Origin of the sequence: Paraburkholderia bengalensis (assembly GCF_037126505.1) — a bacterium.
Lineage (GTDB): Bacteria > Pseudomonadota > Gammaproteobacteria > Burkholderiales > Burkholderiaceae > Paraburkholderia > Paraburkholderia bengalensis.
In genome coordinates this window covers 1-25,416 of record NZ_JACFYJ010000051.1, presented here as the reverse complement: position 1 = coordinate 25,416, position 25,416 = coordinate 1, and the positions used below count along the sequence as shown (strand labels likewise).

At 64.6% G+C, this 25,416-nt stretch carries 23 protein-coding genes and 1 pseudogene; 15 read left to right on the top strand and 9 right to left on the bottom strand.

Annotation, left to right across the window (positions count from 1 at the left end):
• The first annotated feature begins 8 nt into the window (after nt 1-8).
• The 3 genes from H3V53_RS25950 to H3V53_RS25940 all read left to right on the top strand — a co-directional run bounded on the left by H3V53_RS25950 (nt 9) and on the right by H3V53_RS25940 (nt 1,512).
• Complete coding sequence (locus tag H3V53_RS25950) at nt 9-239, top strand: tautomerase family protein (RefSeq protein ID WP_336600392.1); 231 nt, start codon at nt 9-11, stop codon at nt 237-239.
• A gap of 14 nt (nt 240-253) precedes the next feature.
• Nucleotides 254-460, top strand: a complete 207-nt coding sequence (locus H3V53_RS25945; protein ID WP_336600391.1) for a tautomerase family protein — start codon at nt 254-256, stop codon at nt 458-460.
• 164 nt (nt 461-624) lie between these two features.
• Nucleotides 625-1,512 carry a LysR family transcriptional regulator gene (locus tag H3V53_RS25940; RefSeq protein WP_336600419.1) on the top strand — a complete coding sequence of 296 codons (888 nt, stop codon included), beginning with the start codon at nt 625-627 and terminating at the stop codon, nt 1,510-1,512.
• Nucleotides 1,513-1,517: 5 nt separating this feature from the next.
• Here H3V53_RS25940 and H3V53_RS25935 read toward each other — a convergent pair whose 3' ends face one another.
• Complete coding sequence (locus H3V53_RS25935) at nt 1,518-2,465, bottom strand: LysR family transcriptional regulator (protein WP_336600390.1); 948 nt, start codon at nt 2,463-2,465, stop codon at nt 1,518-1,520.
• 170 nt (nt 2,466-2,635) lie between these two features.
• Nucleotides 2,636-3,061 (bottom strand): VOC family protein, encoded by a 426-nt coding sequence (locus H3V53_RS25930; protein ID WP_336600389.1) that lies wholly within the window; start codon nt 3,059-3,061, stop codon nt 2,636-2,638.
• Nucleotides 3,062-3,344: 283 nt separating this feature from the next.
• On the opposite strand from H3V53_RS25930, the gene H3V53_RS25925 reads away from it, so the two are divergent.
• From H3V53_RS25925 to H3V53_RS25890, 8 genes are all read left to right on the top strand, one after another.
• Nucleotides 3,345-4,247, top strand: coding sequence for a PilZ domain-containing protein (locus H3V53_RS25925; RefSeq protein ID WP_336600388.1), 903 nt, complete (start codon nt 3,345-3,347; stop codon nt 4,245-4,247).
• Nucleotides 4,248-4,564: 317 nt separating this feature from the next.
• Nucleotides 4,565-4,948, top strand: coding sequence for a response regulator (locus tag H3V53_RS25920; RefSeq protein WP_082426753.1), 384 nt, complete (start codon nt 4,565-4,567; stop codon nt 4,946-4,948).
• Nucleotides 4,949-5,183: 235 nt separating this feature from the next.
• Entirely contained in the window at nt 5,184-7,388 is a 2,205-nt protein-coding gene (locus H3V53_RS25915; protein ID WP_054921273.1) for a PAS domain S-box protein, read from the top strand.
• Nucleotides 7,375-8,049: a response regulator gene (locus tag H3V53_RS25910; RefSeq protein WP_054921275.1), complete on the top strand. Its 675-nt coding sequence runs from the start codon at nt 7,375-7,377 to the stop codon at nt 8,047-8,049. The genes H3V53_RS25915 and H3V53_RS25910 overlap by 14 nt, the downstream gene beginning before the upstream one ends.
• Before the next feature lie 333 nt (nt 8,050-8,382).
• Entirely contained in the window at nt 8,383-9,342 is a 960-nt protein-coding gene (locus H3V53_RS25905; RefSeq protein WP_336600387.1) for an AraC family transcriptional regulator, read from the top strand.
• A 49-nt stretch (nt 9,343-9,391) separates the two neighbouring features.
• Entirely contained in the window at nt 9,392-9,781 is a 390-nt protein-coding gene (locus tag H3V53_RS25900) for a DUF3331 domain-containing protein (protein ID WP_054921279.1), read from the top strand.
• A gap of 149 nt (nt 9,782-9,930) precedes the next feature.
• Nucleotides 9,931-10,872: a LysR family transcriptional regulator gene (locus H3V53_RS25895; RefSeq protein ID WP_336600386.1), complete on the top strand. Its 942-nt coding sequence runs from the start codon at nt 9,931-9,933 to the stop codon at nt 10,870-10,872.
• A 642-nt stretch (nt 10,873-11,514) separates the two neighbouring features.
• Complete coding sequence (locus H3V53_RS25890) at nt 11,515-11,805, top strand: hypothetical protein (RefSeq protein ID WP_336600385.1); 291 nt, start codon at nt 11,515-11,517, stop codon at nt 11,803-11,805.
• A gap of 23 nt (nt 11,806-11,828) precedes the next feature.
• Here the strand turns inward: H3V53_RS25890 and H3V53_RS25885 are convergent, their stop codons facing one another.
• The 6 genes from H3V53_RS25885 to H3V53_RS25860 all read right to left on the bottom strand — a co-directional run bounded on the left by H3V53_RS25885 (nt 11,829) and on the right by H3V53_RS25860 (nt 18,383).
• A complete protein-coding gene (locus H3V53_RS25885) occupies nt 11,829-12,818 on the bottom strand; it encodes a cytochrome d ubiquinol oxidase subunit II (protein ID WP_054921284.1) in 990 nt (329 codons plus the stop codon).
• Between the two features lie 30 nt (nt 12,819-12,848).
• Nucleotides 12,849-14,249: a cytochrome ubiquinol oxidase subunit I gene (locus H3V53_RS25880; RefSeq protein WP_336600384.1), complete on the bottom strand. Its 1,401-nt coding sequence runs from the start codon at nt 14,247-14,249 to the stop codon at nt 12,849-12,851.
• Nucleotides 14,204-16,600, bottom strand: a complete 2,397-nt coding sequence (locus H3V53_RS25875) for an FdhF/YdeP family oxidoreductase (RefSeq protein ID WP_336600383.1) — start codon at nt 16,598-16,600, stop codon at nt 14,204-14,206. The genes H3V53_RS25880 and H3V53_RS25875 overlap by 46 nt, the downstream gene beginning before the upstream one ends.
• 207 nt (nt 16,601-16,807) lie before the next feature.
• Complete coding sequence (locus tag H3V53_RS25870) at nt 16,808-17,158, bottom strand: hypothetical protein (RefSeq protein ID WP_336600382.1); 351 nt, start codon at nt 17,156-17,158, stop codon at nt 16,808-16,810.
• A complete protein-coding gene (locus H3V53_RS25865; RefSeq protein ID WP_336600381.1) occupies nt 17,155-18,117 on the bottom strand; it encodes a LysR family transcriptional regulator in 963 nt (320 codons plus the stop codon). The genes H3V53_RS25870 and H3V53_RS25865 overlap by 4 nt, the downstream gene beginning before the upstream one ends.
• A 140-nt stretch (nt 18,118-18,257) precedes the next feature.
• Complete coding sequence (locus H3V53_RS25860; protein WP_336600380.1) at nt 18,258-18,383, bottom strand: hypothetical protein; 126 nt, start codon at nt 18,381-18,383, stop codon at nt 18,258-18,260.
• Nucleotides 18,384-18,724: 341 nt separating this feature from the next.
• Between H3V53_RS25860 and H3V53_RS25855 the strand changes: the two genes are divergently transcribed.
• Nucleotides 18,725-19,366, top strand: a complete 642-nt coding sequence (locus tag H3V53_RS25855) for an HD domain-containing protein (RefSeq protein ID WP_054921290.1) — start codon at nt 18,725-18,727, stop codon at nt 19,364-19,366.
• A gap of 296 nt (nt 19,367-19,662) precedes the next feature.
• On the top strand, nt 19,663-21,636 hold the full coding sequence (locus tag H3V53_RS25850) for an ATP-binding protein (RefSeq protein WP_336600379.1): 1,974 nt from the start codon (nt 19,663-19,665) through the stop codon (nt 21,634-21,636).
• A gap of 22 nt (nt 21,637-21,658) precedes the next feature.
• Here H3V53_RS25850 and H3V53_RS25845 read toward each other — a convergent pair whose 3' ends face one another.
• Nucleotides 21,659-22,579 carry a LysR family transcriptional regulator gene (locus H3V53_RS25845; RefSeq protein ID WP_336600378.1) on the bottom strand — a complete coding sequence of 307 codons (921 nt, stop codon included), beginning with the start codon at nt 22,577-22,579 and terminating at the stop codon, nt 21,659-21,661.
• Nucleotides 22,580-23,491: 912 nt separating this feature from the next.
• On the opposite strand from H3V53_RS25845, the gene H3V53_RS25840 reads away from it, so the two are divergent.
• Both H3V53_RS25840 and H3V53_RS25835 read left to right on the top strand, forming a co-directional pair.
• A complete protein-coding gene (locus H3V53_RS25840; protein ID WP_336600377.1) occupies nt 23,492-24,190 on the top strand; it encodes an ABC transporter ATP-binding protein in 699 nt (232 codons plus the stop codon).
• Nucleotides 24,191-24,206: 16 nt separating this feature from the next.
• Nucleotides 24,207-25,316: pseudogene (locus tag H3V53_RS25835) on the top strand (ABC transporter permease); the annotation flags it as partial.
• Nucleotides 25,317-25,416 lie beyond the last annotated feature (100 nt).

Below are 25,416 nucleotides of genomic sequence, written 5' to 3'. Positions count from 1 at the left end.
AGAGACGAATGGCCCTTATTTCATGCGATATGCGCTACGGCAGAACCGACGAACAGAAACGTCAGCTTGCGGCAGGCCTGCTGCGTGTCGTGAGCGAGGCAACCGGCGAGACGAAGAACGACATCTTCATCGTCTTTCGCGAAGGCAGAGGAATCAATTTCGTCGAGCATGGCGAGCATCTGCCCGAATACGTCGAAGGCGCCGCCAACGACAAGGAACTGATCAGCCGGCTCACATAAACGGGAGCAACCGCATGCCTTTCATCGAATGCCATATTGCGGCCGGCCTTGCGCCGGCGCGTCGCGAGCAGCTCATCCGCGACATCATCCAGGTCACGCACGACACGATCGGCTCGGACCCGAAGATCATCAACGTGATCCTGCATGAACATCCGCGCGAGAACATCAGCGTGTCGAGCCGCATCAACGGCGAAGACTTCCGGCAGTCGAACACGCCCTGACATAGGTACCTGTGATGGCCAGTGATCAGCCGGCAGTGCGCGATTCGTCTTTGGTGTACGATGAGGATCGACCTTGCGGTCCCGTCCCTCACGGACGGCATGTGACGGGCGCGACGGCCCGTCAGCCCGGGCAGGGCATTGTCGATTTCATCAAGGTACCCAGCATGGATGTCGCCGACCTCAAGGTGTTCGAGGCAGTGGCCCGTCATGGCAGCATGAACCGGGCCGCTACCGAACTTCACACAGTTCAGTCGAACGTCACGGCGCGAATCCGCTCGCTCGAACGCGAGATCGGTGTCGCGCTGTTTCAGCGGCATGTGCGCGGCGTGAGTCTCACGCCTGCAGGGCAACGCATGCTGCCGTACGCGGCGCGCATGGCGAAGCTGCTTGCCGACGCGCGGCTCGCCGCACTCGACGATGGACCGCCATCAGGCGGCCTCGCACTCGGCACGCTCGAAACGACGGCGGCCTTGCGCCTTTCGCCGATACTCAGCAATTTCGCGCGAATCTATCCTCAGGTGCGTCTGTCGCTGACCACGGGCACGAGTTGCAGCCTGACGGAAGACGTGGCGGCATGCAGGCTCGACGGCGCATTCGTCGCGGGTCCGGTGGATCATCCCGAACTGCATGCGGAGATGATCTTCCAGGAAGAACTGGTGCTGGTGACGTCGCGCAACGTGTCGTCGGTGGATGCGCTGCCCGCTGTGCCCGAACTCAAGACCATCGTGTTCCGGCTGGGGTGTTCGTATCGTCAGCGGCTCGAGGCGCTGCTCGCGGAAATGGGCATTGTTACGGCGACGCCGCTCGAATTCGGCTCGCTGGACGCGATCACTGCGTGCGTCGCGGCGGGCATCGGCGTCACGCTGCTGCCGCGCGGCGTGGTCGCCCGCGCAGCGGAAGACGGCATCGTCGCGATTCATACGCTGCCGCCCGAAAAGGCGCAGGTCGCCACGTTGTTCATCCGTCGACACGATGCGTATGTGTCGAGCGCGATGCAGGCCTTCGTCGACGTCACGCGATCGCGGCTCGGCCCCGTCATGGCGGCAGCCTGAACCATTCACGCAGCCTGCTGCTCGGTCTCCAGAAAGGGCGTTCTGTGGCGCGCTCCGTTCGCGCGAAAGAAGTCGGTGCAAAAGTCGACGAAAGTTCTAAAGCGTGCAGGCAGCAACTCGCGATGCGAGTAGAACAGGCACACTTCCACCTCGCTGTCCGAAATCGAGCAGCCGGGCAGCACGGGAACCAGCTTTCCCATTGCCACATCTTCGCGTGCCACCGCTTCCGGCAGTTCCGCGATGCCGGCGCCGGCGAGAGCCGCCGCGCGCAGCAGCACGTCGTTGCCGTCCATCGACGACATCGGAATGATCTGCACAGGGGCGCCGTTTTCGATCACCTGCACATAGTTCGTGCTGCGCTGGCGCGACTGCGGCGGCAGCAGCAGAAAGTGTCCGGCGAGATCCGCCGCGCGGCGCGGCGTGCCGTTCTGGTCGAGATACGCGGGCGACGCCACGAGTGAGCGCGACGACCGGAACAAGGTCCTGCGAATCACGGCGGATTGCTCGACCTGATTCGGCGGCAGCATTGCCATGTCGAACTGTCCGTCGTACAGATTGACGGCGCCTTCGTGCACGGAGACAACGAGATTCACATTGGGCGCGACGCTGCGGTAGCTGGACAGAAACTGCGAGAACGTTTCGCTCACCAGCATCGGATGTATCACGAGGCGCAGCTTGCCGCTGTCCACTTCGCGTTCGCGCGTGATGCGACGATTCGCTTCGTCGAGTTCTTCGAGCAGCCGGCAGCAACTCAAATAGTACGATTGCGCCTCTTCCGTCAGCGTGACGGAGCGCGTGGTGCGATGAAGCACGCGCGTCTGGATGGACGCTTCGAGCTTCGCAATGGCCTTGGAAATGGACCCCGTCGTGACGCCCAGCGACGTCGCTGCCTTGCTGAAACTCTGATGCTGCGCCGCCGAGACGAACGCTCTCAACATGTAAAGCTGATCCATGTTCAACCTCTGCTCCGTTGCCGCCGCACTTCACTTGGCACCACTCTAGCAACAGATCAGAAGGAGGACGCGCGGTTTGTTTTGATAGGGGTATCACCGGCGGTGATAGGCCGCTTGCGCTGTCCGGACGTGGAGGAATAGCACGAGCAGGGCGCTGTGCCCTGCTGCGGTTAGTCGCCTGCCTGGGTGCGCGGATCGAAATCGAATTCAATCCGGATGCCGCCGGGCTCGTACACCATCGTGTGCCGTTTCGGCCCGCTACCGAGGTTCTCCGGCGCGAATTCGACCTTCACGCCGGGCCAATTCGACACACGCGCGAACACTTCGTTGAACGCCGCTTCGCTGGCGACGCGCAGCGCGAGATGATGCAGGCCGACGTTGGTCTTGCGGTCGAACGCGACGCAGGTCGCGGGATCGCTGGCTTGCCACAGCGTCACCATCACGTGTCCATCCGAGACGAATGCGGCCGGATACGCAGGCCGTTCGCCGACCTGGGTCCATTGCAGGCATTCGACGAAGAAGTCGCGCGTGAGGCCCAGATCGCGGACGGTGAGCCCGACATGGTCGATGCCGGCGGTAAGTGGCTGCGTAGTCATGTGGAGTCGTCCCGTGGCGGTTGTGCGGTCATTATAGTAAGTCGCGGCTGCCATGACTCTTGATTCGCTGGAAAGGGAAGATTGCGATTCTGGCGCCGGAATAGATTGATTTCCCTATTTGTCTATGGAAACGTACACAGCCGCCAAACGTTTGCGCGTTTGGTGCGAGCGTTGACGTCGTGCATACTTGTCGACTGCACGCGTTGCGCGCGAAACATGGGCGAAACATGGGCAAAACGCGTGCGACGAGAACCGCAAAGTCATCGAGAGGAGAAGGCGAGTCATGCCGTTGGTGCCGCTGTCGCAACGGGAAGTCACGATCGGGGTTCCGCTGCCGTTTTCCGTCTACACGGCGGACGGCAGGCTGCTGATCGGCCGTGGGCACATCATCCATAGCGCGGAGCAATGCGAGCGGCTGTTCGCGCTGGGCGCTTTCCGGCACCCGCTGCCGGGCGAGCGTCGCCACGACGCGAACCCCGCGCAGAGCGGCGAGGCGCCCGCTGCGGCGCGCGCGCGGCGCGACCATGACGATCAGGTGTTCGTCGGGCCGTTTCCCAATTCGGGCTGCACGCCCGAAGACTTCGTGATCTCGCTGGCAAGCGGCCCGGCCCTCTCGGCGCGTACGCGTTTTGTCGGCGTGCTCGACGACGTCAGCCTGCTGCTGTCGGGCAGCGGCGTGGACGCCGCGTTCGCGCCGGGCGTAGCCGTCGAAGGACAGTTCATCGCGGGACGTTACCGGCATGCATTCGATTCGGAAGTGATCGGCCGGCACACGGCGCCGTTCGACGTGCTTTATCTGCGCCATCCCAAGGAAGTCCGCTCGCGCACGCTGCGCCGGCACGTTCGCGTGGGCATCGACGTGACCGCGCATCTGTCCACGAACGATCGCCCGATGGCGGGCACGGAAGTGCGCGCCGTCGACCTTAGCGCCGCGGGCGTCGGCCTGCTCGTGAACTCGAATTCGCTCGCGCCGGGCGAGCACTTCAAGCTGTCGCTGCCGCTCGCGCACGCGGGCCGCGTGCGCACGGCGCCGCTGAACTGCATCGCGCGCAACCGGCGCACGAAGGGCGCAGACACGCTGGTCGGCGCAGAATTCGGCAACACGTCGGGCGACGTGCGCGCGCTGGTGCGCGAGTACGTGCTCGACATTCTGACGGGCGCGTTGCGGCCCAACTCGTTCGCCTAACGTCATCCTCGTACTGGGCCGGGCATGGGCCCGTGACGCCGTCACTGTAGGGACGTTGTACGGCTGCAGGTTTTCCCCAAGGCACGCGCGGCTTTGGAAACGCACGGCCGCAGCGCGACCGTTTATCCGCAGGACAAGGCGCGCGGCAAGGCGTGGCAAGGCGTGGGCAGCGCCTGGCAAGCGCGTCATCCGCACGGCCGTGCCGCCCTATACCTACATATGATTCTCGCGACGCGCCTATTCCCATAAGATGGAATCAACCTGAACGGCATGACGCAGCACCGTGCCGTAGTCACTTAACGGCCGAGGAAAGTCGCTTGCAGATCAATCCAATCGCTTCCGTCATCGACGACGACGAATCCGTCCGCACCGCGATGTCGAGCCTCGTTCGTTCGCTGGATTGGGATGTCCGGCTGTATGCATCGGCCGAGGCGTTTCTTTCGACAGGCATCTCCAGCCACGTCGCGTGCATCATTTCCGACGTGCAGATGCCCGGCATGAGCGGCCTCGACATGTACCGGCATCTGCTCGATCAGGGCGTGACGCTGCCCATCATCTTCATTTCGGCGTTCGCGTCCGACGCGGTGCGCCGTCAGGCGCTCGATCTCGGCGCGCTGTGCGTGCTGACCAAGCCCGTCGACGGCTACGAAGTATCGCGCTGTCTTGCGCAACTGGAGCCGGACGGCTCGCATCACGAATGAAGTCGGCGCGCCTTGCCGCGCCGCGCCCCTGCGCCATGCTGTTTCGGGGTATTCGGATAGAATTCACTCCAGATCGGGATGGGCCGGCTTCCTGGATGTCTGACCGTCGAGCGACGCGTCCGGCGGTGCCAATCAGGGTGCCGCCGCCCGCACGCCAACGCTCGCAAGGAACGCCTATGCCGAACCTGTGCCGTCCGCCCGTCGTACCCGCCGTACTCCGCGCCCGCGGAGCGTCATGATGTTCCGTCAGAGCGCCGGCATGACGTCGGCTCCCGACGCGCGCATTCTCCTTTCTCTTGCGGCCATCATCGGCGTCGTCGTGTTCGTGATCGACGCGCTGACGCCGCTCGATATCGCCATTGCCGTGCTCTACGTGGTCGTCGTGCTGCTAGTCGCGTCGACGGGCTCGCGCCAGGCCGCGATCGCCACGGCGGCGACGTGCGTCGCGCTGACCTTGCTCGCGTTCGCGATGTCGCACGACGAGAACTATTCGGGTGGCTCGATTGCGCGCTGTATCGTGAGCCTGCTCGCGATCGGCACGACGTCGTTTCTCGCGTTGCGCAATCAGGCGAACACATCGCGGCTGCAGGAGCAGATCCAGTTGCTCAACCTGACGCACGACGCCATCGTCGCGTACGACATGAACGACCGCATCACGTTCTGGAACCAGGGGGCCGAAGCGCTGTATGGCTGGTCGGCGCAACAGGCAATCGGCCAGCGCATTCACGAGCTCACGCGTACGAGTTCGGCCATTCCCCTCGACGAACTGCGCGACGAAGTCGTGCGCAAGGGCCGCTGGGAAGGCGAGCTGCAGCGCGTGCGCAGCGACGGCAGCACGGTCGTGGTGTCGAGCCGCTTCGCGTTGTGGCGCGACGACAAGGGCAGGCCGTGCGCGGTGCTCGCGACCAACAACGACATCACCGAGCGCAAGCGCATGGAAGCCGAGTTGCAGCGCCAGCAGGAAGAGCTGCGCGCGACCATTGATGCAATTCCCGGCATGGTCTGGAGTTCGTCGCGCGACGGCGAACTGAGCTACATCAACCGGCGCTGGAACGAACTCGGCATCACGCTGGGAGAGAACGGCGGCGGCGTGTGGACCTCGATCGTGCATCCCGACGACTGGCCCGCGATGCAGGCGGCGTGGCGCGGCGCGATTGCGACGGGCAAGCCGTTCGAGAACGTCTCGCGCATCCGGCACAGCAACGGTACGTACCGCTGGATGCACATCGGCGCCGAGCCGTTGCGTGATGCCGACGGGCGCATCCTGCGCTGGTACGGCGTGAATACCGACATCGAAGAGCGCAAGCAGGCCGAGCAGGCGCTGGAGCGCAGCGAGGCGTTTCTCTCGGACGCGCAGCGGCTGAGCCGCACGGGCAGCATCGGGACGCGGCTGCCGGCAGGCGACATGTGGTGGTCCGACGAGGTCTACCGGATCTTCGAGTACGCGCCCGACTACACGCCGGGCATGGAGCTGATTGTCGCGCGCACGCATCCCGACGATCTCGAACTGGTTCGTCAGGCATGGGACCGCGAGCTCGCGGGTGCGCCGTATGTCGACGTCGAGCATCGGCTGCTGATGCCGGACGGTCGCGTCAAGCATGTGCATTACGTCGCGCATCTGGCCGCGCCGCAGTCGGCCGCCATCGAGTACGTCGGCGCATTGATGGACGTGACGGAACGGCAGGTCGCGCAGGAAGCGCTCGACCGCTCGACGGCGGAACTCGCGCACGTGACGCGCGTGACGATGCTCGGCGAACTGGCGGCGTCGATTGCGCACGAGGTCACGCAGCCGCTCGCCGCGATCGTGACGGCGGGCGACGCTGCGTCGCGCTGGCTGAACCGCGCCAAGCCCGATCTCGCGGAGGTCGGCCAGTCGATCGGTCAGATGGTCCGCGACGCGAAGCGCGCGAGCGACGTGATCCGCCAGATCCGCGCGATGGCGCAGAAGCGCGATCCGAGCCAGGCGGTGCTCGACGTCAACGGTATCGTGAGAGAATCGATCGAACTGGTGCGGCGCGAGCTGGACGCCGCGCGCGTGGAACTCGAAGCCCGCTACGTCGAACCGCCGCCTCTCGTGTGCGGCGACCGCGTGCAACTGCAGCAGGTCGTCATCAATCTCGTGATGAACGGCGTGCAGGCGATGTCCGGCGTGACGGGGCGCGCCAGGCGCATGCGCGTCGGCACGCGCCGCTTCGACGAGCACTACGGCCAGGTGTTCGTCGAAGATTCGGGCACGGGCATCAGCGAGGAAAACGTGGGGCGGCTCTTCAATGCGTTCTTCACGACCAAGCCCGATGGCATGGGCATGGGGCTGTCGATCTGCCGCTCGATCGTCGAAGCGCATGGCGGGCGTATCTGGGCCGAGTCCCAGCAAGGGCAGGGCGCAACGGTGCAGTTCGTTTTGCCTGTCGATAAAGGATACTGTGATGAGCAGCGATGAAATGAACGACCCGAATCAGTCGATCGTCTATGTCGTCGACGACGACGATTCGATGCGCGCGGCCGTCGGCATGCTGCTGCGCTCGGTGGGTTTCAGGGTGGAGGCGTTCGGGTCCGCGCAGGAGTTCCTGTCGTTCGTCAAACCCGACATGCCGAGCTGCCTGATCCTCGACGTGCGCCTCAAAGGTCAGAGCGGCCTCGCCGTGCAGGAGCAGATCGCGGCGGGCGACGTGCGCGTGCCCATCATCTTCATGACGGCGCACGGCGACATCGCGATGTCGGTGAAGGCGATGAAAGCGGGCGCGATGGATTTTCTCGCCAAGCCGTTCCGCGATCAGGACATGCTCGACGCTGTCGCAAACGCACTCGCGAAGGATGTCGAGCGCCGAAAGTCCGAACGTTCGGTTTCCGATCTGCGCCGCCGCTATGAATCGCTGACGCCGCGCGAGCGTGAAGTGATGGCGTTCGTCGCAAGCGGCCTGATGAACAAGCAGATCGCCGCGGAAATGAACCTCAGCGAAATCACCGTGAAGATTCATCGCGGCCAGGCGATGAAGAAAATGGAGTCGCGCTCGCTCGCCGATTTCGTCCTGAAGGCGGAAGCGCTCGGCGTCAAATCGCTGGAGTCCGGCGCGCCGCACCGCGCCCAGCGCGGCTCGTAAGCCTGACCGGCGCGCTGTCGCCGGCACCCATCCTCTCTTTCTTTCTTCACGCGGCGAACGGCGGCAGACGTTCGTCGCGTTGCCGCGCGCTCGCCTCGCGCACAGTGCATCCGTCTTCAGCATATTCGTTTTCGGCGTGCACGGCCTCGCACTGCTGCGTCCCGGCGTGCGCGCATACTAAACCTTCATATAGGTTGACTCAACCAATCGACTGAGCGGGCAACCGAATGTACGGCTAGGCGCGTCAGTTCCGTTTGTTTAACTTTGATTCATCGCGGCAATGCTGGATCAGCACCTGGCCGCAAGCGAATCACTGTATCGGACGGACCTGCCATGACTACCACTTTGCTCGATCTACCCGTTTCCCTCGCCGATGTCGCGTCGCGGCGTGCCGCCTCGCCCATCGTTGCGGAACAGAAATGGCGCCGCCACGACGCGTTGCCCGCCGATGCGTCGGCACGGCACCCGCGCGTGATCGTCGCGCGCTGGACGCACGCGGGCGACGCGCCGCTCGAAGTGACGAACGAGGGAAGCGAGACCGACCATTGCATCGGCGTGAACCTGACGTGCGCTGCCCTCACGTTCGATCACGCCGGACGGCGGCTCGTCCACGGCCGCCTGACGGCGGGCGCCGTGCAGGTGACGGCGCCCGCCGTGCCGACGAAGGCCGTGTTCACATCGACAGCCGACGTGCTGCATCTGTTCGTCTCGCAGCCGGTGCTCGCCGAGTGCTACGAGGATCTGTTCCAGCGCGCGCCCGCCGGCGACATCGTGCTCGACGATCCGCAACTGATCCGCGACCCCGTTCTCGAGCGGCTCGGCCAGGCGCTCGCCGTGTCGCAAAGCAACGACGCGGCGCTCGGCAAGATGTTCACGGACAGCGTCAGTCTCGCGATGGTGTCGCGCGTCGTGTCGCGCCATTTCGCGGGCGCGACACGACGCGCGCGCGAAGCCGCGCCGCTGCCGCAGTGGCGCATGAACCGCGTGATCGAATTCGTCGAGGCGCACCTTGCCGAACCCATCGGCCTGGCTGAAATCGCGGCGAGCGCCGGGCTCACGCGCATGCATTTCGCCGCGCAATTCCGTCGCGCGACGGGCGTGCGGCCACATGAATATCTGCTGCGCCGGCGCGTCGAGCACGCGCAGCATCTGCTGGTGACGTCGAAGCACAACGTGATGGACGTCGCGCTCAGTTGCGGCTTCCGCTCGCAGGCGCACTTCACGACGGTGTTCAAGAAGTTCGTCGGCGAGACGCCGCACCGCTGGAAAGAGAAAGCCAACGACGCGCGCTGAGCGCTGCCTCGCAGTTCCGAATCCGTCGCTATCCAACAGGAGTTTCGACATGCTCGCAAACATGAACGCCAATGTGATCGACCCGTGGACGCAAACCATCGGTCTGCTGGGAACCTCGTCGCGCGGCAGCAGCGCGCAAGGCGCCGTGCGGGCGCGTCAGAAGGCGCGCAGCAACGACGCGCGCTTCGGCGCCCTCGTGACGCTGATAGACCGTCCGACGCCGTCGACGGCCACGATCGCGTGGCGCGACTCGACGCGCGGCTGTTTCGGCGACCAGGTCTGGCGCATGGCGCGCGCCCGCGCGGCCGGCTACTGCGCGATGAGCGGGCAGGCGATCCGTCCCGGCGACGCCGTGTACAAGCCGAATCCGCGGCCTGCGCCCGTCAATGGCGACGCGATGATTCTCGCGACCGTGCTGCGCGAAGCGACGCTCGTCTGAGTGCGTGCGGCGGGCTGCAGGGCGGCGGCCGATGTCCGCTGCGCTGCAGCCCGCGGCGCCCGGTGGCATAGTGCCGATCTAGGCTGCGGCGCGCCTGCGAACGACGGGCGTCGTGCGAGACAGCTTGTTCACTGTGCCTGGGTTCACGAATGGCAGATATCGTCGGCAGCATGCGCATCTTCGTCCGCGTCGTCGAGACGGGCTCGTTCACGGCGGTAGCGAAAGAGAACGACGTGACGGCTGCGCAGATCTCGCGCGCGGTCACGTCGCTCGAAGAGCAACTGCATACGGCCGTGCTGCATCGAACCACGCGGCACCTGTCGCTGACCGAGGCGGGCAGCCGCTTCTATGAGCGCGCAAAGGTGATCCTCGCGGACCTCGATGCCGCCACCGACGAAGCGCGCAACGCGAGCGTGTCGCCGGCCGGCAAGCTGCGGCTGCACTGTGCGCCGGGGCTTGCGCAGAGCACGGTGGCGGCGGCGCTGGTCGGCTATCAGATGCGGTACCCCGACGTTTCCGTCGAGCTGAAGATCGAGCAGAGCATGCCGAATCTGGTCGAGGAAGGCTACGACGTGTCGCTCATTTCGGCGACGCAGTTGCCCGATTCCATCTACGTCGCACAGACGCTTGGCGCGGCGTGGGCCGTGATGGTCGCCTCGCCGGACTACGTGAAGCAGCACGGCATGCCCCTCACGCGCGAAGACCTCGCCGCGCACCGGCTGCTGGAACTCGAATCGCCCGCGTCGCCATCGCGCGAATGGCATATCGAAAGCGCGCACGATGCGCACGTCGTCACGCTCGCGAAAGCGCCGATGCATATCAATGTGCCCGATGTGCTGCGCGCGGCGCTGCTGGCGGGCGCGGGTATCGGCACACTGGCGACGTATTCCGTCGCCGATGATCTCGCTGCGGGCACGCTGGTGCGCGTGCTGCCGCAATACAGGCTCAAGCCTTTTACCGTGTTCGCTGTGTATCCGTCGCGGCGCTATCTCGAGGCCAAAGTCCGCACGTTGCTGGATCATTTGCGTTCGACGCTCACGCCGGCGCTTGAGCAGGCGATCGAACGGGTCGAGGCGTTGGTGTTGGCTTGAAGTGGGGTTGTAGTGGTGCGGTTGCCCTCCGCGCTGGCGTCCGCGTTGCGCCTTCGCGGCGCGGGCGTTGCCGTTGTGTGGTTGCCCTCCGTGCAGGCATCCGCGATAGCGCCTTCGCGGCGCGGGCGTTGCCCCTGTGCGGGGCGGCACTTACTTTCTTTGCCGCCGCAAAGAAAGTAAGCAAAGAAAGCGGGCTCACACCGCAAGTGCTTGTTATTACCCACGGGCCCTCAACGTCCCTACACTTCACGCCGCCACGCACTGTTTGCCTCTCTTGCCAGCGTGCTAGCCAACGCCTCACCCGCTTCACGCGTGCGTGCAACGGCTCACCGTGCCTGATGTTTCAGCGCATCCCGTGGAGGTGCGCAGAGCGGATTTCATCCGAACACAAACCATAGTGCGGCCGCACCGTCATTTCATTTTTGGACAACACGGCTTCCTGACCTCTCGCCGTTGATACACGTGCCAGCTCCACCCCCTCCTTTTGAGAGGGACTCGCTTAGCGCTTATCCCTTATTGGTGACCTGTCGGTTGGCCTCTCCCGCTACCGACGCAGAGGGTTTGCAGTTCGCCCCGCTCAGGCTTCACCGGGCGGGGTGCTTTTTTCCAGCCCCGCGCAGCAAACCGTACAGGACGCCATTCATGACAACCACGCCGAAGACGCGGTCGTTCGTCGTCTCATACGACCCGGTGCAGGACCAGCTAGTCGTCTTTTCTCTGGCCGACGCCGATATCGCGCCGCTCGTGGCAGCCGCGTTCAAGGCATATTGGCCGCTGCGGAGTCTGAATCACCAATTGACGGGTGACGTCGCGCAGCGACTCGGCACGACAGCACTGTCCGTTCTTGGACTCTATAATCCCATTCTGCGGCCCATGCTCAAACCCATGTTGCAGGCGCCACGCGGAAGGCCCAGAAAATCCGGTAAGGAATAGCGACGTGCAATTAACGGCGTCGATCACTCGCCCGCATGCGCCCCGCCCACCACCTTGCCCCTGAAGATATAGTACTGGTAGAGGTTGTAGCCAATCATCACCGGGAAGATCAGACCGATCCCCGCGAGCATGAAGGCGAGCGTATGCGAGTCGGACGAAGCCTCGACGATTCCCAGCTTGCCAGGCACGAAGTCCGGAAACAGGCTGACGGCGAGACCGGCGAACGACACGATGAAAAGCGCCACCGCGCCGCGAAACGGCCCACGCGCCGAGCCGAAATACAGCGACGCCATGATGAGCGCGAACGACAGCGCCGCTGCAAGTCCCAACGCGATCAACACGTGCATCACGCCCGGCTGCGACCAGCGATCGAGGCCCACTTCGCTGAAGAACCACGTCGCGATGGTCAGCAGCAGCGCGGCGGCGACGGTCAGCATCGCGCACAGCAGCGAAAGACGGCGCGACCATTGCTCGATCATGCCGACGGTCTTCTTCACCAGATACGTGGCGCCGAGCAGCGCATAGCCCGCTACCACGCCGATCGCCGCTACGGCGATGAACACCGTGTGCAGCCCGCCCGGCACGAGGCCCGTGATGATCTTGCCGAGCACGACGCCTTGCGCGAGCGCCGCCACCAGGCTGCCGATACCGAACACCTTGTCCCACAGCGGACCGTGCTCGACGCTGTGGCGGAATTCGATCGCCGCGCCGCGCATGATGAGTCCCGCAATTAGCGCCATCACGGGCAGATACAAATCCTGCATCAGTTGCGCGTAAGCGAGCGGAAACGCGCCGAACAGCGCGCCGCCGAGCACGACGAGCCAGGTTTCGTTGGCGTCCCAGACGTGTCCGATCGACTGAACCATTACATCGCGGTCGGCGCGCCGCGAACGCAGCAGCGTCAGAATGCCGACGCCGAGGTCGAAGCCGTCCGTCACGACGTAGAACACCAGCATCAGGCCGAGCAGGCCGAACCAGACGTAGGCGAGCAGCGAATGAGTAGAGCTATCCATGAGGCAACCTCTTGAGCGGAGTACGCGGCATCAATAGCCGGAGATGGACGACGTCGTCGCGGCATGCGCGGTGACGATGGCGGGCGGCGCGCTGGTGAGATCGGGGCCCTTGCGCAGCCAGCGGCGCGCCAGCACGAAGAATGTGACGAGCAGCACCACGTAAAAGGCGAAGAACATTGCGATGCTCAGCGACACCGACGCAGGCGCGACAGCCGACGCCGCCTGGCTCGTGCGCAGCAGCCCGTAGACGACCCACGGCTGACGGCCCACTTCACGCACGATCCAGCCCGCCTCGACAGCGACATACGGCAGCGGAATGCACAGCACCCACGCGAGCAGCAGCTTGCGTTGCGCGAGCAACGCAGCAAGGCTGCCGCGCGCCTTGCGCAGCGCCCACGCGGTCCAGAACGCCAGCAGCATGAAGCAGAAGCCGATGCCCGCCATCGCGCGGAACGCATAGTAGAGAAGGGGAATCATCGGCGGCTGGTCTTCGGGCTTGAAGTCGGTGAGCCCCTTCACCTGGCCGTGCAGCGAGTGTGTGCCGAGCACGCTCAGCATGCCGGGCACTTCGAGCGACCAGTCGTTGCGCTGCGCCTTCTGGTCCGGCCACGCGAGCAGCGACCACGACGCGCCCGTGCCCGGTGCATTGGTGTGCCAGTGGCCTTCGATCGCCGCACCCTTGGCTGGCTGCGTTTCGAACACGCTCACGCCGCTCGAATCGCCGAGCCAGATCTGCAGCGGCGCGACGAACACCAGCACGGTGAGCGCGATCTTGAACGAACGCGCGAAGAACTCCGGGTTACGCTTGCGCAACAGGTTCCATGCGGAGATGCCGGCGATCACGAACATGCCCGTTTCGATGGCCGCGACCCACATGTGCGAGACGCCCCACACCATGTCGGGGTTGAAGATCGCGGCGAGATAGTTGGTCACCTCGATCTTGCCGTTCACGACGGCATAGCCCGCGGGCGTCTGCATCCACGAGTTGGCGACCATGATCCAGAACGCCGAGATGCTGGAGCCGAGCGCGACCATCGCGGTGGCGAACAGATGCACGCCGCGCGGCACGCGGCCCCAGCCGAGCATCATCACGCCGACGAAACCCGCTTCGAGCATGAACGCCATCGCGCCTTCGAAGCCGAGGATGTTGCCGATGAACTGTCCGCTGTACTGCGAGAAGCCGGCCCAGTTGGTGCCGAACTGGAATTCCATCGGAATGCCGCTGACCACGCCGACGGCGAAATTCAGCACCAGCAGCTTGCCCCAGAAGCGCGCATGACGGTAGTACATCACGTCGCCCGTTCTGATCCATAGCGCTTCCACCAGCACGAGGAAAGCGGACAGGCTGATCGTGAGGATCGGCCACAGAATGTGGAAGATCGCTGTCATCGCGAACTGCGCGCGCGACAGGTTGAGTACGTGGTCAAGCATGGGGGGGACTCCTCGCGTTGGGGGGCGGGTTCGACGGGGATGGCGCGCGTGGCCGAGTCGGGGCCCACGGCGGCGGCGCGCACCACCTTCACGGGCACCGACTTGTACGACGGTGTGCGGCTTTGCGGGTCGAACGCGTAAAGCGGCACGAGGGGATTCGCTTCCGGGTAGTACGCGCCGCAGCATCCGTCGGGCAGCGAATATTCGACGACCTTGAAGCTGCGGATCACGCGCTCGATTCTGTCCGTCGAAATCGCGACGATGTCGACGCGCTCGCCGGGATGCAGGTTGCGCTTGTGCAACTCGCGCTGGTTCATGAACACGACGTCGCGTTGGCCGAACACGCCGCGATAGCGGTCCGAGTGCGAATACAGCGTGGTGTTGTACTGATCGTGGCTGCGCATCGTCGTGAGCCACAACGCGTCCGGGTCGCTCTGCAGCGGGTCTTCGTCGAGTCCATTGAAGACGAGGAAATTCGCGCGGCCCGTCGGTGTTGCCCAGACGCGCTCGCGCGCCGTCGAAGCCAGATGAAATCCGCCCGGCACGCGAATGCGCTCGTTGTACGCCTGGAAGATGGGATACACGATCTCGATCGCGTCGCGAATGCGGTCGTAGTTCGCCACCATCGCTTCCCAGGGCACGCGCGATTGCTCGCCGAGCGTCGCGCGCGCAATCCCTGCCACGATGGCCGGTTCGCTCTTCAGATGCGGCGACGCCGGTTCGTTGCGCCCGCCCGATGCATGCACCATCGACATCGAATCTTCGACGGTGATCGATTGCGGGCCTTCCGCCTGAATGTCGATTTCCGTGCGGCCGAGGCACGGCAGGATCAGCGCTTCCTTGCCATGCACGAGGTGGCTGCGGTTGAGCTTGGTCGCGATGTGCGCGGTCAGCTCGAGCTTGCGGATGGCTTCCTGCATGCGTACCCAGTCGGGGATCGCCGCCGCGAAGTTGCCGCCGAGCGCGATGAACACTTTCGCGTCGCCGCGCATCATCGCTTCGAGCGTTGCGATCACGTCGCGCCCGTGGTGGCCTGGCGCGCGAAAGCCGAACGCGCGCTCGATGCCTTCGATCAGTTCTTTCGAAGGCTTTTCCGTGATGCCGACCGTGCGGTTGCCCTGCACGTTCGAGTGGCCGCGCACGGGGCAAATGCCTGCGCCCGGACGCCCGACGTTGCCGCGCAGCAGCGCGAGGTTCGCGATCTGCTGCACGTTCTCCGTGCCGCGATGATGCTGCGTGAGGCCCATGCCGTAGACGAGGATCGCGTTGTCCGCCTGCATGTAGATGTGGGCCGCGTTCTCGATGTCGGCACGCGACAGGCCCGAATATCGTTCGATGTCGTCCCACGATGTCACGCGCAGGTCATCCAGCAGCGCGTCGATGCCGTGCGTATGGCCCTCGATGAATTCGATGTCGAGAATGCGCGGCCTGTCGGCGGCCAGCGCGGCGTCGTCGGCTTCGACGATCGCCTTCATCATCCCCTTGAGCACGGCGACATCGCCGCCCACCTGCACCTGGTAGAGAAACGTGCTGATGGGCGTATAGCCGAGCGTCGCCATTTCGACGGGATTTTGCGGCGACGCGAAGCGCTCCAGCGCGCGTTCGCGAAACGGATTGAACGACACGATCTTCGCGCCGCGCCGCGATGCCGAATGCAGATCGCTCATCATGCGCGGACTGTTGGTGCCGGGGTTCTGGCCGAAGATGAAGATGGCGTCGGCATGCTCGAAGTCTTCGAGCAGAACCGTGCCCTTGCCGACGCCGATCGATTGCGGCAGGCCGACGCTCGTCGCTTCGTGGCACATGTTCGAGCAGTCGGGAAAGTTGTTGCTGCCGAACTCGCGCACGAAGATCTGATAGAGAAACGCCGCTTCGTTCGATGCGCGGCCCGACGTGTAGAAATCGGCCTGATCGGGATGCTCGAGCGCATTCAGATGACGGCCGACGAGCGCGAACGCATCGTCCCAGCTGATGGGCAGATAGCGGTCCGATGCGCGGTCATAGACCATCGGGTGCGTGAGGCGGCCGACCATTTCGAGGTCGTAGTCGTCCCATGCGGCGAGTTCGGAGACGCTGTGCGCGGCGAAAAACTCCGGCGTGCAGCGGTTCACGGTGGCCTCCCACGCGACAGCCTTCGCGCCGTTCTCGCAAAACTCGAACGACGACGTGTGCTTCGGATCGGGCCACGCGCAGCCGGGACAATCGAAGCCTTGCGGCTGGTTCATATGCAGCAGCGTCTTGGCGCCGGAGACGGGAATGCCCTGCAGCGTGAGTGCTTCGCCCGTTGCCTTGAGCGCGCCCCAGCCGCCTGCGGGATCGCTATAGATGCGAATAACCTTTTTCTTGCCCATGTCTGTTTCCTGTGCAGTGGAACCAATGTCGGTTGTCCGAATGATGGAACGCACGAGGCAAACAGGCTTGCCTGTTCGCCCGCTGGTTGCCGATCCACACGGACGGGATTCTTCGAAGCTGCGATCAACCCGTGACGCGCAAAGCAAAGCGGGCGATCTGTTCATCACAGATCGCCCGCTTTACCGGTGCGCAGAAAAGAGCCGCAATCAGGTCCAGTATTTGTAGTCCGTCAGGCTGTGCTCATAACCGTGCACGTCGCGATGCGCGCGACGATCGCGCTCGGGCCGCGTATAGCCTTCGAGCTTCTGTGCCGCCGGTTTTGCCTGCGCCGGCAGATGCTCTTTCCAGGCCGACGAAACAGCCGTGGCGGAAACAGATGCAGGTTGATCCGCCTGCGCGGCGAGGCGTTCCAGCGGCAGTTGCGCATTTGCGCCGACAACCAGAATGGCCTGCATCAGGCCGGGTGCCTGGTACGCGCCGGCGACGGCCAATCCGAGGCTGCATGCGGCGATGGCCACGCCGGGTCGAAAATGGGGGAAGGTAATGAGGCGCATCATGCGTTCTCCACTGCGCGCTCGAGACGACCGAACGTCTCATGGCGGTGCTCGTCGAAAAGGCGGCTGTCGAGTGCCGCTCTCAGGTGCGACGTCAGAAAATCCACGAATGTCTTGATCTTCGCGTCAATGTGGTGCCTGCATGAATAAACGGCGAACACGCTCGTATTTTGAAGCTGCAATTCGGGAAACAACTGCACGAGCCGTCCACTGCGGATGTCGTCGATCACGCAGTGAAGCGGCAGTGCCGCGACGCCCGCGCCCGCCAGTGTGGCGACGCGCGTCGCTTCGACGTCGTTGATGACGAACTGGCCCCCCGCTTCATGAGACGTGGGCTTCACGAGGCTCAGCTTCACCTGGTGTCCCTGCGGCGCCTCGCGAAACGGCAGCGGCGTCAACGCATGTCCGTCGAGGTCGCCTGTCGTTTCGATCCGATGCGTCTGAAGAAAGGCAGGTGCCGCGACCAGCACGCGCTCGCAGTAGCCGATCAGCTTGCAGACGTTGCGCGAGTCGGGCAGCGTAGGCGCCGACACGATCGATACGTCCACTTCATCTTCGAGCAGATTCGCCATGCGCGGCAGGAATTTCAGTTGCACGGCGACAGCGGGAAAACGCTTGCGATACTCGATGATCGAATGCGTGAGTTGCCCAAGCCCGAGATCGGTCATGCAGTGAATGCGCAGCGTGCCGCGCGCGCAGGTATGCGCGTCTCCTGCTTCGGCCTCGGCCTCTTCGAGATCGGCGAGGATCTTCTTGCATTTCTGGTAGTAGCGTTCGCCGGGCTCGGTCAGCGAGATCCTGCGTGTCGTACGTTGCAGCAGTCTCGTCTGAAGCTGGTCTTCGAGCGACGACACCGCGCGCGATACGCTGCCCGTGCTGCAGTTCATGTGGTCGGCAACGGCGCTGAAGCTGCCCGATTCGACGACGCGCGAGAAGACGCGCATGCTCAAGAACTTGTCCATGAAACCGTTCACCTCTCGCTGTCTGATCCGTTGGCTCTGGCGCGGAATGTGGCTTTGCCGCTTGAGAACAAAGATAGATCGAGGCGAACGAATCAACCATCGTACGTTGGGACGTTGGGCTAATCCAAGTAGTGAGAGGCTCATACGTAGGTATAGGGCGGCAGCGCCAGCCGCTGTTTCAGGCCATGCGGCGCGGCCTGCGGGTTGTGCGGGGCGTCCAGCTTCCGGGCGATCTGCGAGCCGATCCGCCATTGCGCGTCACGCAACGCATTCTTTGAGCGCAGGCGAAGATTCCCGAACGCCTTGGCGGCGGTTCAGGAAAATTTAAACGCGGCAACGCGGCGCGAATCGTCGAACCACAAGGCCCGCGCGCCTACCTGCGATGACTGCCCCCCCCTGCGAGGCGCCGCCGCGACATCGGCCGCTTACCGCACGCACACCTTGCACCCGATGCAAAGCGCACGAATTTCATCGCGTGCATTCAGGTTTTTTAATCTTGCGACAAAGTTTTCTTCGTGCTGCATTGTTAGGCTGCACGAAGGGCCGGACGAGAGCCGGCCGCACTGGAGCACATGGCCGGAGCCCTCGTCCGGCGCGAGGAGTCAACATGAAAATGAGTGTCGCCGGCGTCGAGCTTCCCGACAGCGCGCTGGCTCAGGCCGCCTTCCACTATGTGCGAGGCGTCGAATCCGCCATGCTGCTGCATCACGCGCAGCGCGCGTTCTTTTTCGGCGCGCTGACGGGCTACAGGGAGTCGCGCACGTTCGACGCGGAGCTGCTGTATGTCGGCGCGCTCTTTCACAACGTCGGTTTGCACGCGCGATTCGACCGTTCGCCGAATCGCTTCGAGGTGGACAGCGCAAACGAGGCGCGTAATTTTCTGCGCGCGCATTGCGTCGACGAATCCGCCGCGGCAGACGTGTGGAACGCCATTGCGCTGCATACGACGCCGGGCATTCCCGAGCACATGTCGGCGCTGGTCGCGCTGGTCGGCGCCGGCGTGCAGATGGACGTGCGCGGCGCGCGCTATCACGAGTTCACGATGCAGCAGCGCGACGCCATCGTGCAGGCGTTTCCGAGAGAACGCGGCTTCAAGACGAAGCTGATCGACGTCTACGCGCGCGGCATGGAGCATCGGCCCGTGACGACTTTCGGCACGGTCAACGCGGACGTGCTCGACAGATGGGACCCAGACTACCGGCGCCTGAATTTCTGCGGCCTGGTGTTGGGCTCGGAGTGGCCCAATTAGCCGCGCACCACGCAACATGCCTTCGCGGCAACCTCAAAAATATTGAACAGATCGTTCGGATTTTTCCACCCATGCACGAGCTGTGCCGTTCTAGACTGCCAAGCACATCAATTGATATGCAGCATGCTCAGTAACGCGCGTTGTGCAGGCCGGGACTCATCGCGATTCCAGATGGGCGGCACGTGCCGCGAAGCGTTGCGTGTGCCGCCGCTGCTTTGCGTTATCCGCTCATGATCTGCATTGGACCACTCGACATTGATCTCGCGCGCCGCGAAGCTCGCGTCGACGGTAAGCCAGTGCGCATCGGAAATCGTGCATTCGACATACTCGAATTGCTGATCGAGGCGCAAGGCGGACTCGTATCGAAGGAAGCCATCCTCGAGCGCGTGTGGCCCGAAACCGTGGTCGGCGACAACAATCTTCAGGTCCACATGTCGGCGTTGCGTAAGCTGCTCGGCGAGCGCCGCGACCTGATCAAGACGATTGCGGGACGCGGCTATCGGCTGCTGCATGCGGCTTCGCGGGGGCCGTACGACGACGAAGTGACGCGACAGGCTGCGCGTCATGCCGACGACAGCGCGCTCGCGCCAAACAACCTGCCCGCCGATGCATCGGTGCTGGTGGGCCGCGACGAAGCGATTGTGCAAGTGTGCACCGCGCTGGGCGGCGCGCGTCACGTGACGCTGGTGGGCTCGGGCGGCATCGGCAAGACGCGGATCGCGATCGAAGTCGCGCGACGCATGTTGCCGCACGCGCCGGGCGGCGTCTTTTTCGTGTCGCTGCACTCCGCGTTGAACATGTGCGGCGTGCTCACGATGGTTGCTGCCGCAATCGGCGCGCATCGCGAGGGCGCGCACGCGACCTGCGAGCGGATCGTCAGGACGATTGGCGGGCAGCGTATGCTGATCGTGTTCGATAGCTGCGAGCATGTCGTCGACGCGGCCGCGCAACTGGCCAACACCCTGCTGAGCGCGTGCCCGCGTTTGCGCGTGCTGTCGACGAGCCGCGAGCCGTTGCGCATTCCGTCGGAAACGCTGCACCGCGTGGCGCCGCTCGACGTACCCGATCCCGGCGACGACGCGCAGCGCGTGCTCGGTTGCAGCGCGGTGAGCCTGTTCCTGCTGCGCGCTCGCGCGATCGACGCGCGTTTCGCTTCCGACGCGCACAGCATTCAGGTGACGGGCATGGTGTGCCGGCGGCTCGACGGCATTCCGCTTGCAATCGAGCTTGCCGCTGCGCGTGCGGCGCTGCTCGGCATCGACACGCTGGCCGCGCATCTCGACGACCGCTTCGGCATGCTGACGGGCGGCACGCGCACTGCATTGCCGCGTCATCAGACCTTGAAGGCGACGCTGGACTGGAGCCACGCGTTGCTCGACGATGCGCAGCGCAAGACATTGCGCCGTATCGGCGTGTTCGCCGGGCGCTTTCCACTCGAAGCCGCCATCGCCGTGACGGCGGACAGCACGATGGGCGAACTCGACGTGGTCGTGTCGATGGCGGCGCTCGTCGAGAAGTCGCTGGTGGTCGCGAGTACTGAGCCGAGCCACGCGTCGTTCCGTCTGCTCGAAACCACGCGCATGTACGCGCGGCAAAAGCTCGACGACAACGGCGAGCGCCGCGACGTTGCGCGCAGACATGCGCACTATCTGTCCGCGCTGCTCGAAGGCCGGGCGTGCGCCGACAGCTGGCACGCGCGCATGCCTGAGCTGCTCGACGAGCTTCGCGCGGCGCTCGACTGGGTGCTGTCCGAAGACCGCGGCGAGGCGCTGCGCGAGACGTTATCGGTCAATACTGTCCTGCTGTTCTATGAGCTGTCGATGCTCGAGGAGTGTTGCATATGGGCGCGGCGCGCGCTCGCGGTACTTGCGCCAGCGCACGAAGATCTCGGCGCGTCGCCGTTCATGCGGCTGCTTGCGGTGTTCGCGTGCGTGCCCGTTTCGAAAGCAGATTTGCGCGAGTGCCTGACGGAAGTGCGCGAGCGAGAAGGTCACGGGCGTGAAGAGCGCGCGTCGATGGACGTTGGGCAGGCGTTGGACGCCGTGCACGATGTATCCGGGCGCGCGCCGCCGCTGCCGGCGTTCATCGCGGATCTGCTCGACATGGCGGAAGCATGCGACGAGCGCGAGCGCGAGGTCAGCGCGGCGTCGCGGCTACGGCAGCCGATGAGCTTACTCGTACAGCAGCACATGGCAATTTCGGGCGAGTGCTCGCATGCCGACATGACGATGCGCATGACCAACACGAGAACGCTTCGGAAGCACGCGTAGCATCGGCTGTCGCGACGCGTCGTCAGCCTGCCGCCGTACGGCGTTGTGCCACTTCGTCGATGAGGTCCGGACGGTCGAGCTGATCGACCCACCAGTGAAGCGCCTTGCCCGCTTCGTCTTCGCGCCATGCCAGATAGAAATGCGTGACGTTGCGCATGCCCAGCACGTCTTTGCGCACGAGATGCCCGCGGTTTAGCGGGCCAGCGGCGATACATTCCGGCAACGTGCCGATGCCGAGCCCTTTGATCTGCGCGGCGAGCTTGGCTTCGAGGGTAGGCACGGTGAGCACTTCCTGATTCGCGGCGAGCGCGATGGTGCGTGGCGTGAGCTTGCGCGACGTGTCGCCGATGGCAACGGCACGATGACGCGCGACGGCGTCCATCGTCAGTGGCTCGGCGGCTGTCGCGAGAGGATGACTGCGCGCCACCACGAACGCGTGCTTGAGCGAGCCGATCGGCTTCGCAACCAGGTTTGCAATGGGCGGCGGATCACCCGCCGCGCCGACGATCAGATCCGCGCGCCGCGTAATGAGCGCGTCCCATGAGCCGCCTAGCACTTCTTTGGACAGCAGCAGGCGCGTACCGAGATTGAGCTTGTAGAACTCGGCCACGTGCGGCCAGATGAGTTCGAACGGGATGATTTCGTCGATGGCGACGCGCAATTCCGATTCCCAGCCGTGCTCGATCCTCTTTGCTTTCTGTTCCAGTTCGCGTGCAGCTTCGAGCAGACGCCGGCCTTCCTCGACGATCACGCGTCCCGCGTGCGTGAGCTTTGCGCGCCGGCCGCTGCGTTCGAACAGCCTGACGCCGAGATCCATTTCGAGTTTTTGCACCAGATACGTCAATGACGACGGCACTTTGTGCAGTTCTTCCGCCGCAGCGGCAAACGTGCCCGCGCGGTCGATGGCGTCGAGGGCTTGCAGGACTTCGAAGGATAGATTCATGAATGGTGGAGGTTTTTTGAATCGGAGCGGTGTTGACAGGATAGCGGGTTCGTGGCGCGGGCGCCTTCGCAGCGCGGGCGTTGCTGGTGTGTTGCCCTTTGCGTGGGCATCCGCGTTGCGCCTTCGCGGCGCGGGCGTTGCCGGTGTGTGTTGCCCTTTGCGTGGGCATCCGCGTTGCGCCTTCGCGGCGCGGGCGTTGCCCCTGTGCGGGGCGGCACCTACTTTTCTTTGCAGCGGCAAAGAAAAGTAGGCGAAAGAAAGCCGCTCACGCCGCCAATCCTTGACGCTTATCCACGGGCTCTCAACGTCCCCCCACTTCGTGCCCCAGGGAACTAGTGCAGGTGCGTTGCCCACGTGCTCTCTTACGCCTCACCCGCTTCGCCCATCCGTGCGATGGCTCGCCCCATCGCTGTTTCAATCTCCATGTGCGGCAAACTCTGTGTAGCTTGTCTCGCCGTAAAGGACGGCCCCGAATCGGAAAATCCATCCGCCGCAATGTGTCCTGTGCGGCGCGAAGGTCTACACAGAGTTTGCCGCACGGGAGCGTGGGGACTTTGGTGGGGTATGCGTTGACGCGTGCGCGTGACGCGGGTGAGGCGTGTGCCGATGCGATGGCAACATGCGCATACTAGTACACTGCGATATGGAGTGTGGGGACGTCGAGAGCCCGTGGGTGAGTGCCAAGGATTGGCGGTGTGAGCCCGCTTTCTTTGCTTACTTTCTTTGCGGCGGCAAAGAAGGTAAGTGCCGCCCCGCACAGGGGTAACGCCTGCGCCGCGAGGCGCTATCGCGGATGCCCGCGCAAAGGGCAAACACACAACGGCAACGCCCGCGCCGCAAGGCGCTATCGCGGATGCCCGCGCCGCAAAGGCGCTGAAAAACCCACCGCGTTGCAGACAAAAAAGGCCAGAAATGCTTCCCCCGTCATTAGAATGCCGCGCGCTAAGCAAAACCTACGACACCAAACGCATCGTCCTAGACCAACTCGACTTCGCGCTCGGCAAGGGCGAATTCATCGCGATCATGGGTGACTCGGGCGTGGGCAAGTCGACGTTGCTGAACCTGATCGCAGGCCTCGATCGCGCCGACAGCGGCGACGTGCTGATCGACGGCATGCCCATCTCCTCCCTCGATGACGACGCGGCCACGCGCCTGCGCCGCCAGAAGCTCGGCTTCGTCTTTCAGGCGTTTCATGTGCTGCCCCATCTGACGCTCGCACAAAACGTCGCGCTGCCGCTGCTCCTGAACGGCCGCGCAACGCAGCGGGCGAGCGAAATGCTCGCGGCCGTCGGTCTAGAAGGACGCGACGACGATCTGCCGCGTCAGTTGTCGGGCGGCGAACTGCAACGCGTCGCGATTGCGCGCGCGCTCGTGCATCGCCCGGCCCTCATCCTCGCCGACGAACCGACGGGCAATCTCGATCCCGATACCGCGCACGAAGTACTCGCGCTGCTGCGCGAAGAAACAAAAGCGAACGGGGCAGCCACGATGATGGTCACACACTCGGAAGCGGCCGCCGCCGTCGCCGATCGCGTGCTCGTGCTGAGCGAAGGCAAGCTGCACGCGTCCGACTCCCGCTCGCGCAACGCGCTGCCCACCTCGCACCCATGACGATATCGATGCAGGCATGAACGACAGCCTCAAGGAAAGCACGCGCGACGGTATCCGTGAAGCGGCGCCAGGCGCCGACGCACGCAGCGCCCCGCGCCACGGTCTGCGCACGCTCACGCGCTGGCTGCTCTCGGCCGAATGGCGCAGCCACAAAGGCCGTGCGCTGATCGCGATTGCAACCATCGCACTCGGCGTCGCGCTCGGCTATGCCGTGCAGCTCATCAACAGCGCGGCCTTCAACGAGTTCTCGGCGGCGGCGCGCAGCCTGTCGGGCCAGGCGGATTTACAGGTGCGCGGCGCGCAGCCAACCTTCGACGAACGCCTCTATCCGCAACTCGCCACGCAGCCGGGCGTCGCGGTCGCGAGCCCCGTGCTCGAACTCGACGTCACCGTGCCGGGCCGAACCGCGCCGCTCAAAGTGCTCGGCATCGATGTGTTTCGCGCGAGCCGTATCGCGCCCGATCTGACCGGCGCGACGGCCAGCGACACGCCGCTCGACGCGCTCGCCGGCGACGCGATCTTTCTCTCGACGGCCGCCCAACAGTGGCTCGGCGTTCGCGTCGGCGATACGGCGACGCTGCGCAGCGGCACGTCCGACGTGCATCTGCGCGTCGCGGGCGGCATCGTCAGCGCGCGGCCCGGACAGCGGATCGCCGTGATGGATATCGCTGCCGCGCAATGGCGCTTCGGGCGCGTGGGCAGGCTGTCGCGCGTCGATCTGCAGCTCGCGCGCGGCGTCGACCGCGAACGTTTCCGGCGCGAGTTGCAAGACCGGCTCGGCGGCCGCTTTGCTGTGTCGGAGACGCGCGATGTCGAAAGCCGCACGGACCGGCTGTCGCGCGCGTACCGGATCAACATGAATGTGCTCGCGCTCGTTGCGCTGTTCACGGGCGCGTTTCTCGTGTTCTCGACGCAGGCGCTCGGCGTCGTGCGCCGCCGCGCGCAATTCGCGATGCTGCGCGTGCTCGGCCTCACGCGCGCGCAACTGCTGCGGCAGATTCTGCTCGAAGGCGCGCTGCTCGGCACGCTCGGCTCGGTCGCGGGCATCGCGCTTGGGTTCGCGCTCGCATCGTTGGTGCTGCGCTTTTTCGGCAGCGATCTCGGCGGCGGCTATTTCCCCGGCGTGCCATGCACCATCTCTCGCTCATACAAACTCAGCGAGTCGCAATGAAATGTAACGAGCTCGTCCAGTGTGTTTGAAAGTCTCTTATAGAAGTAAGGATCTT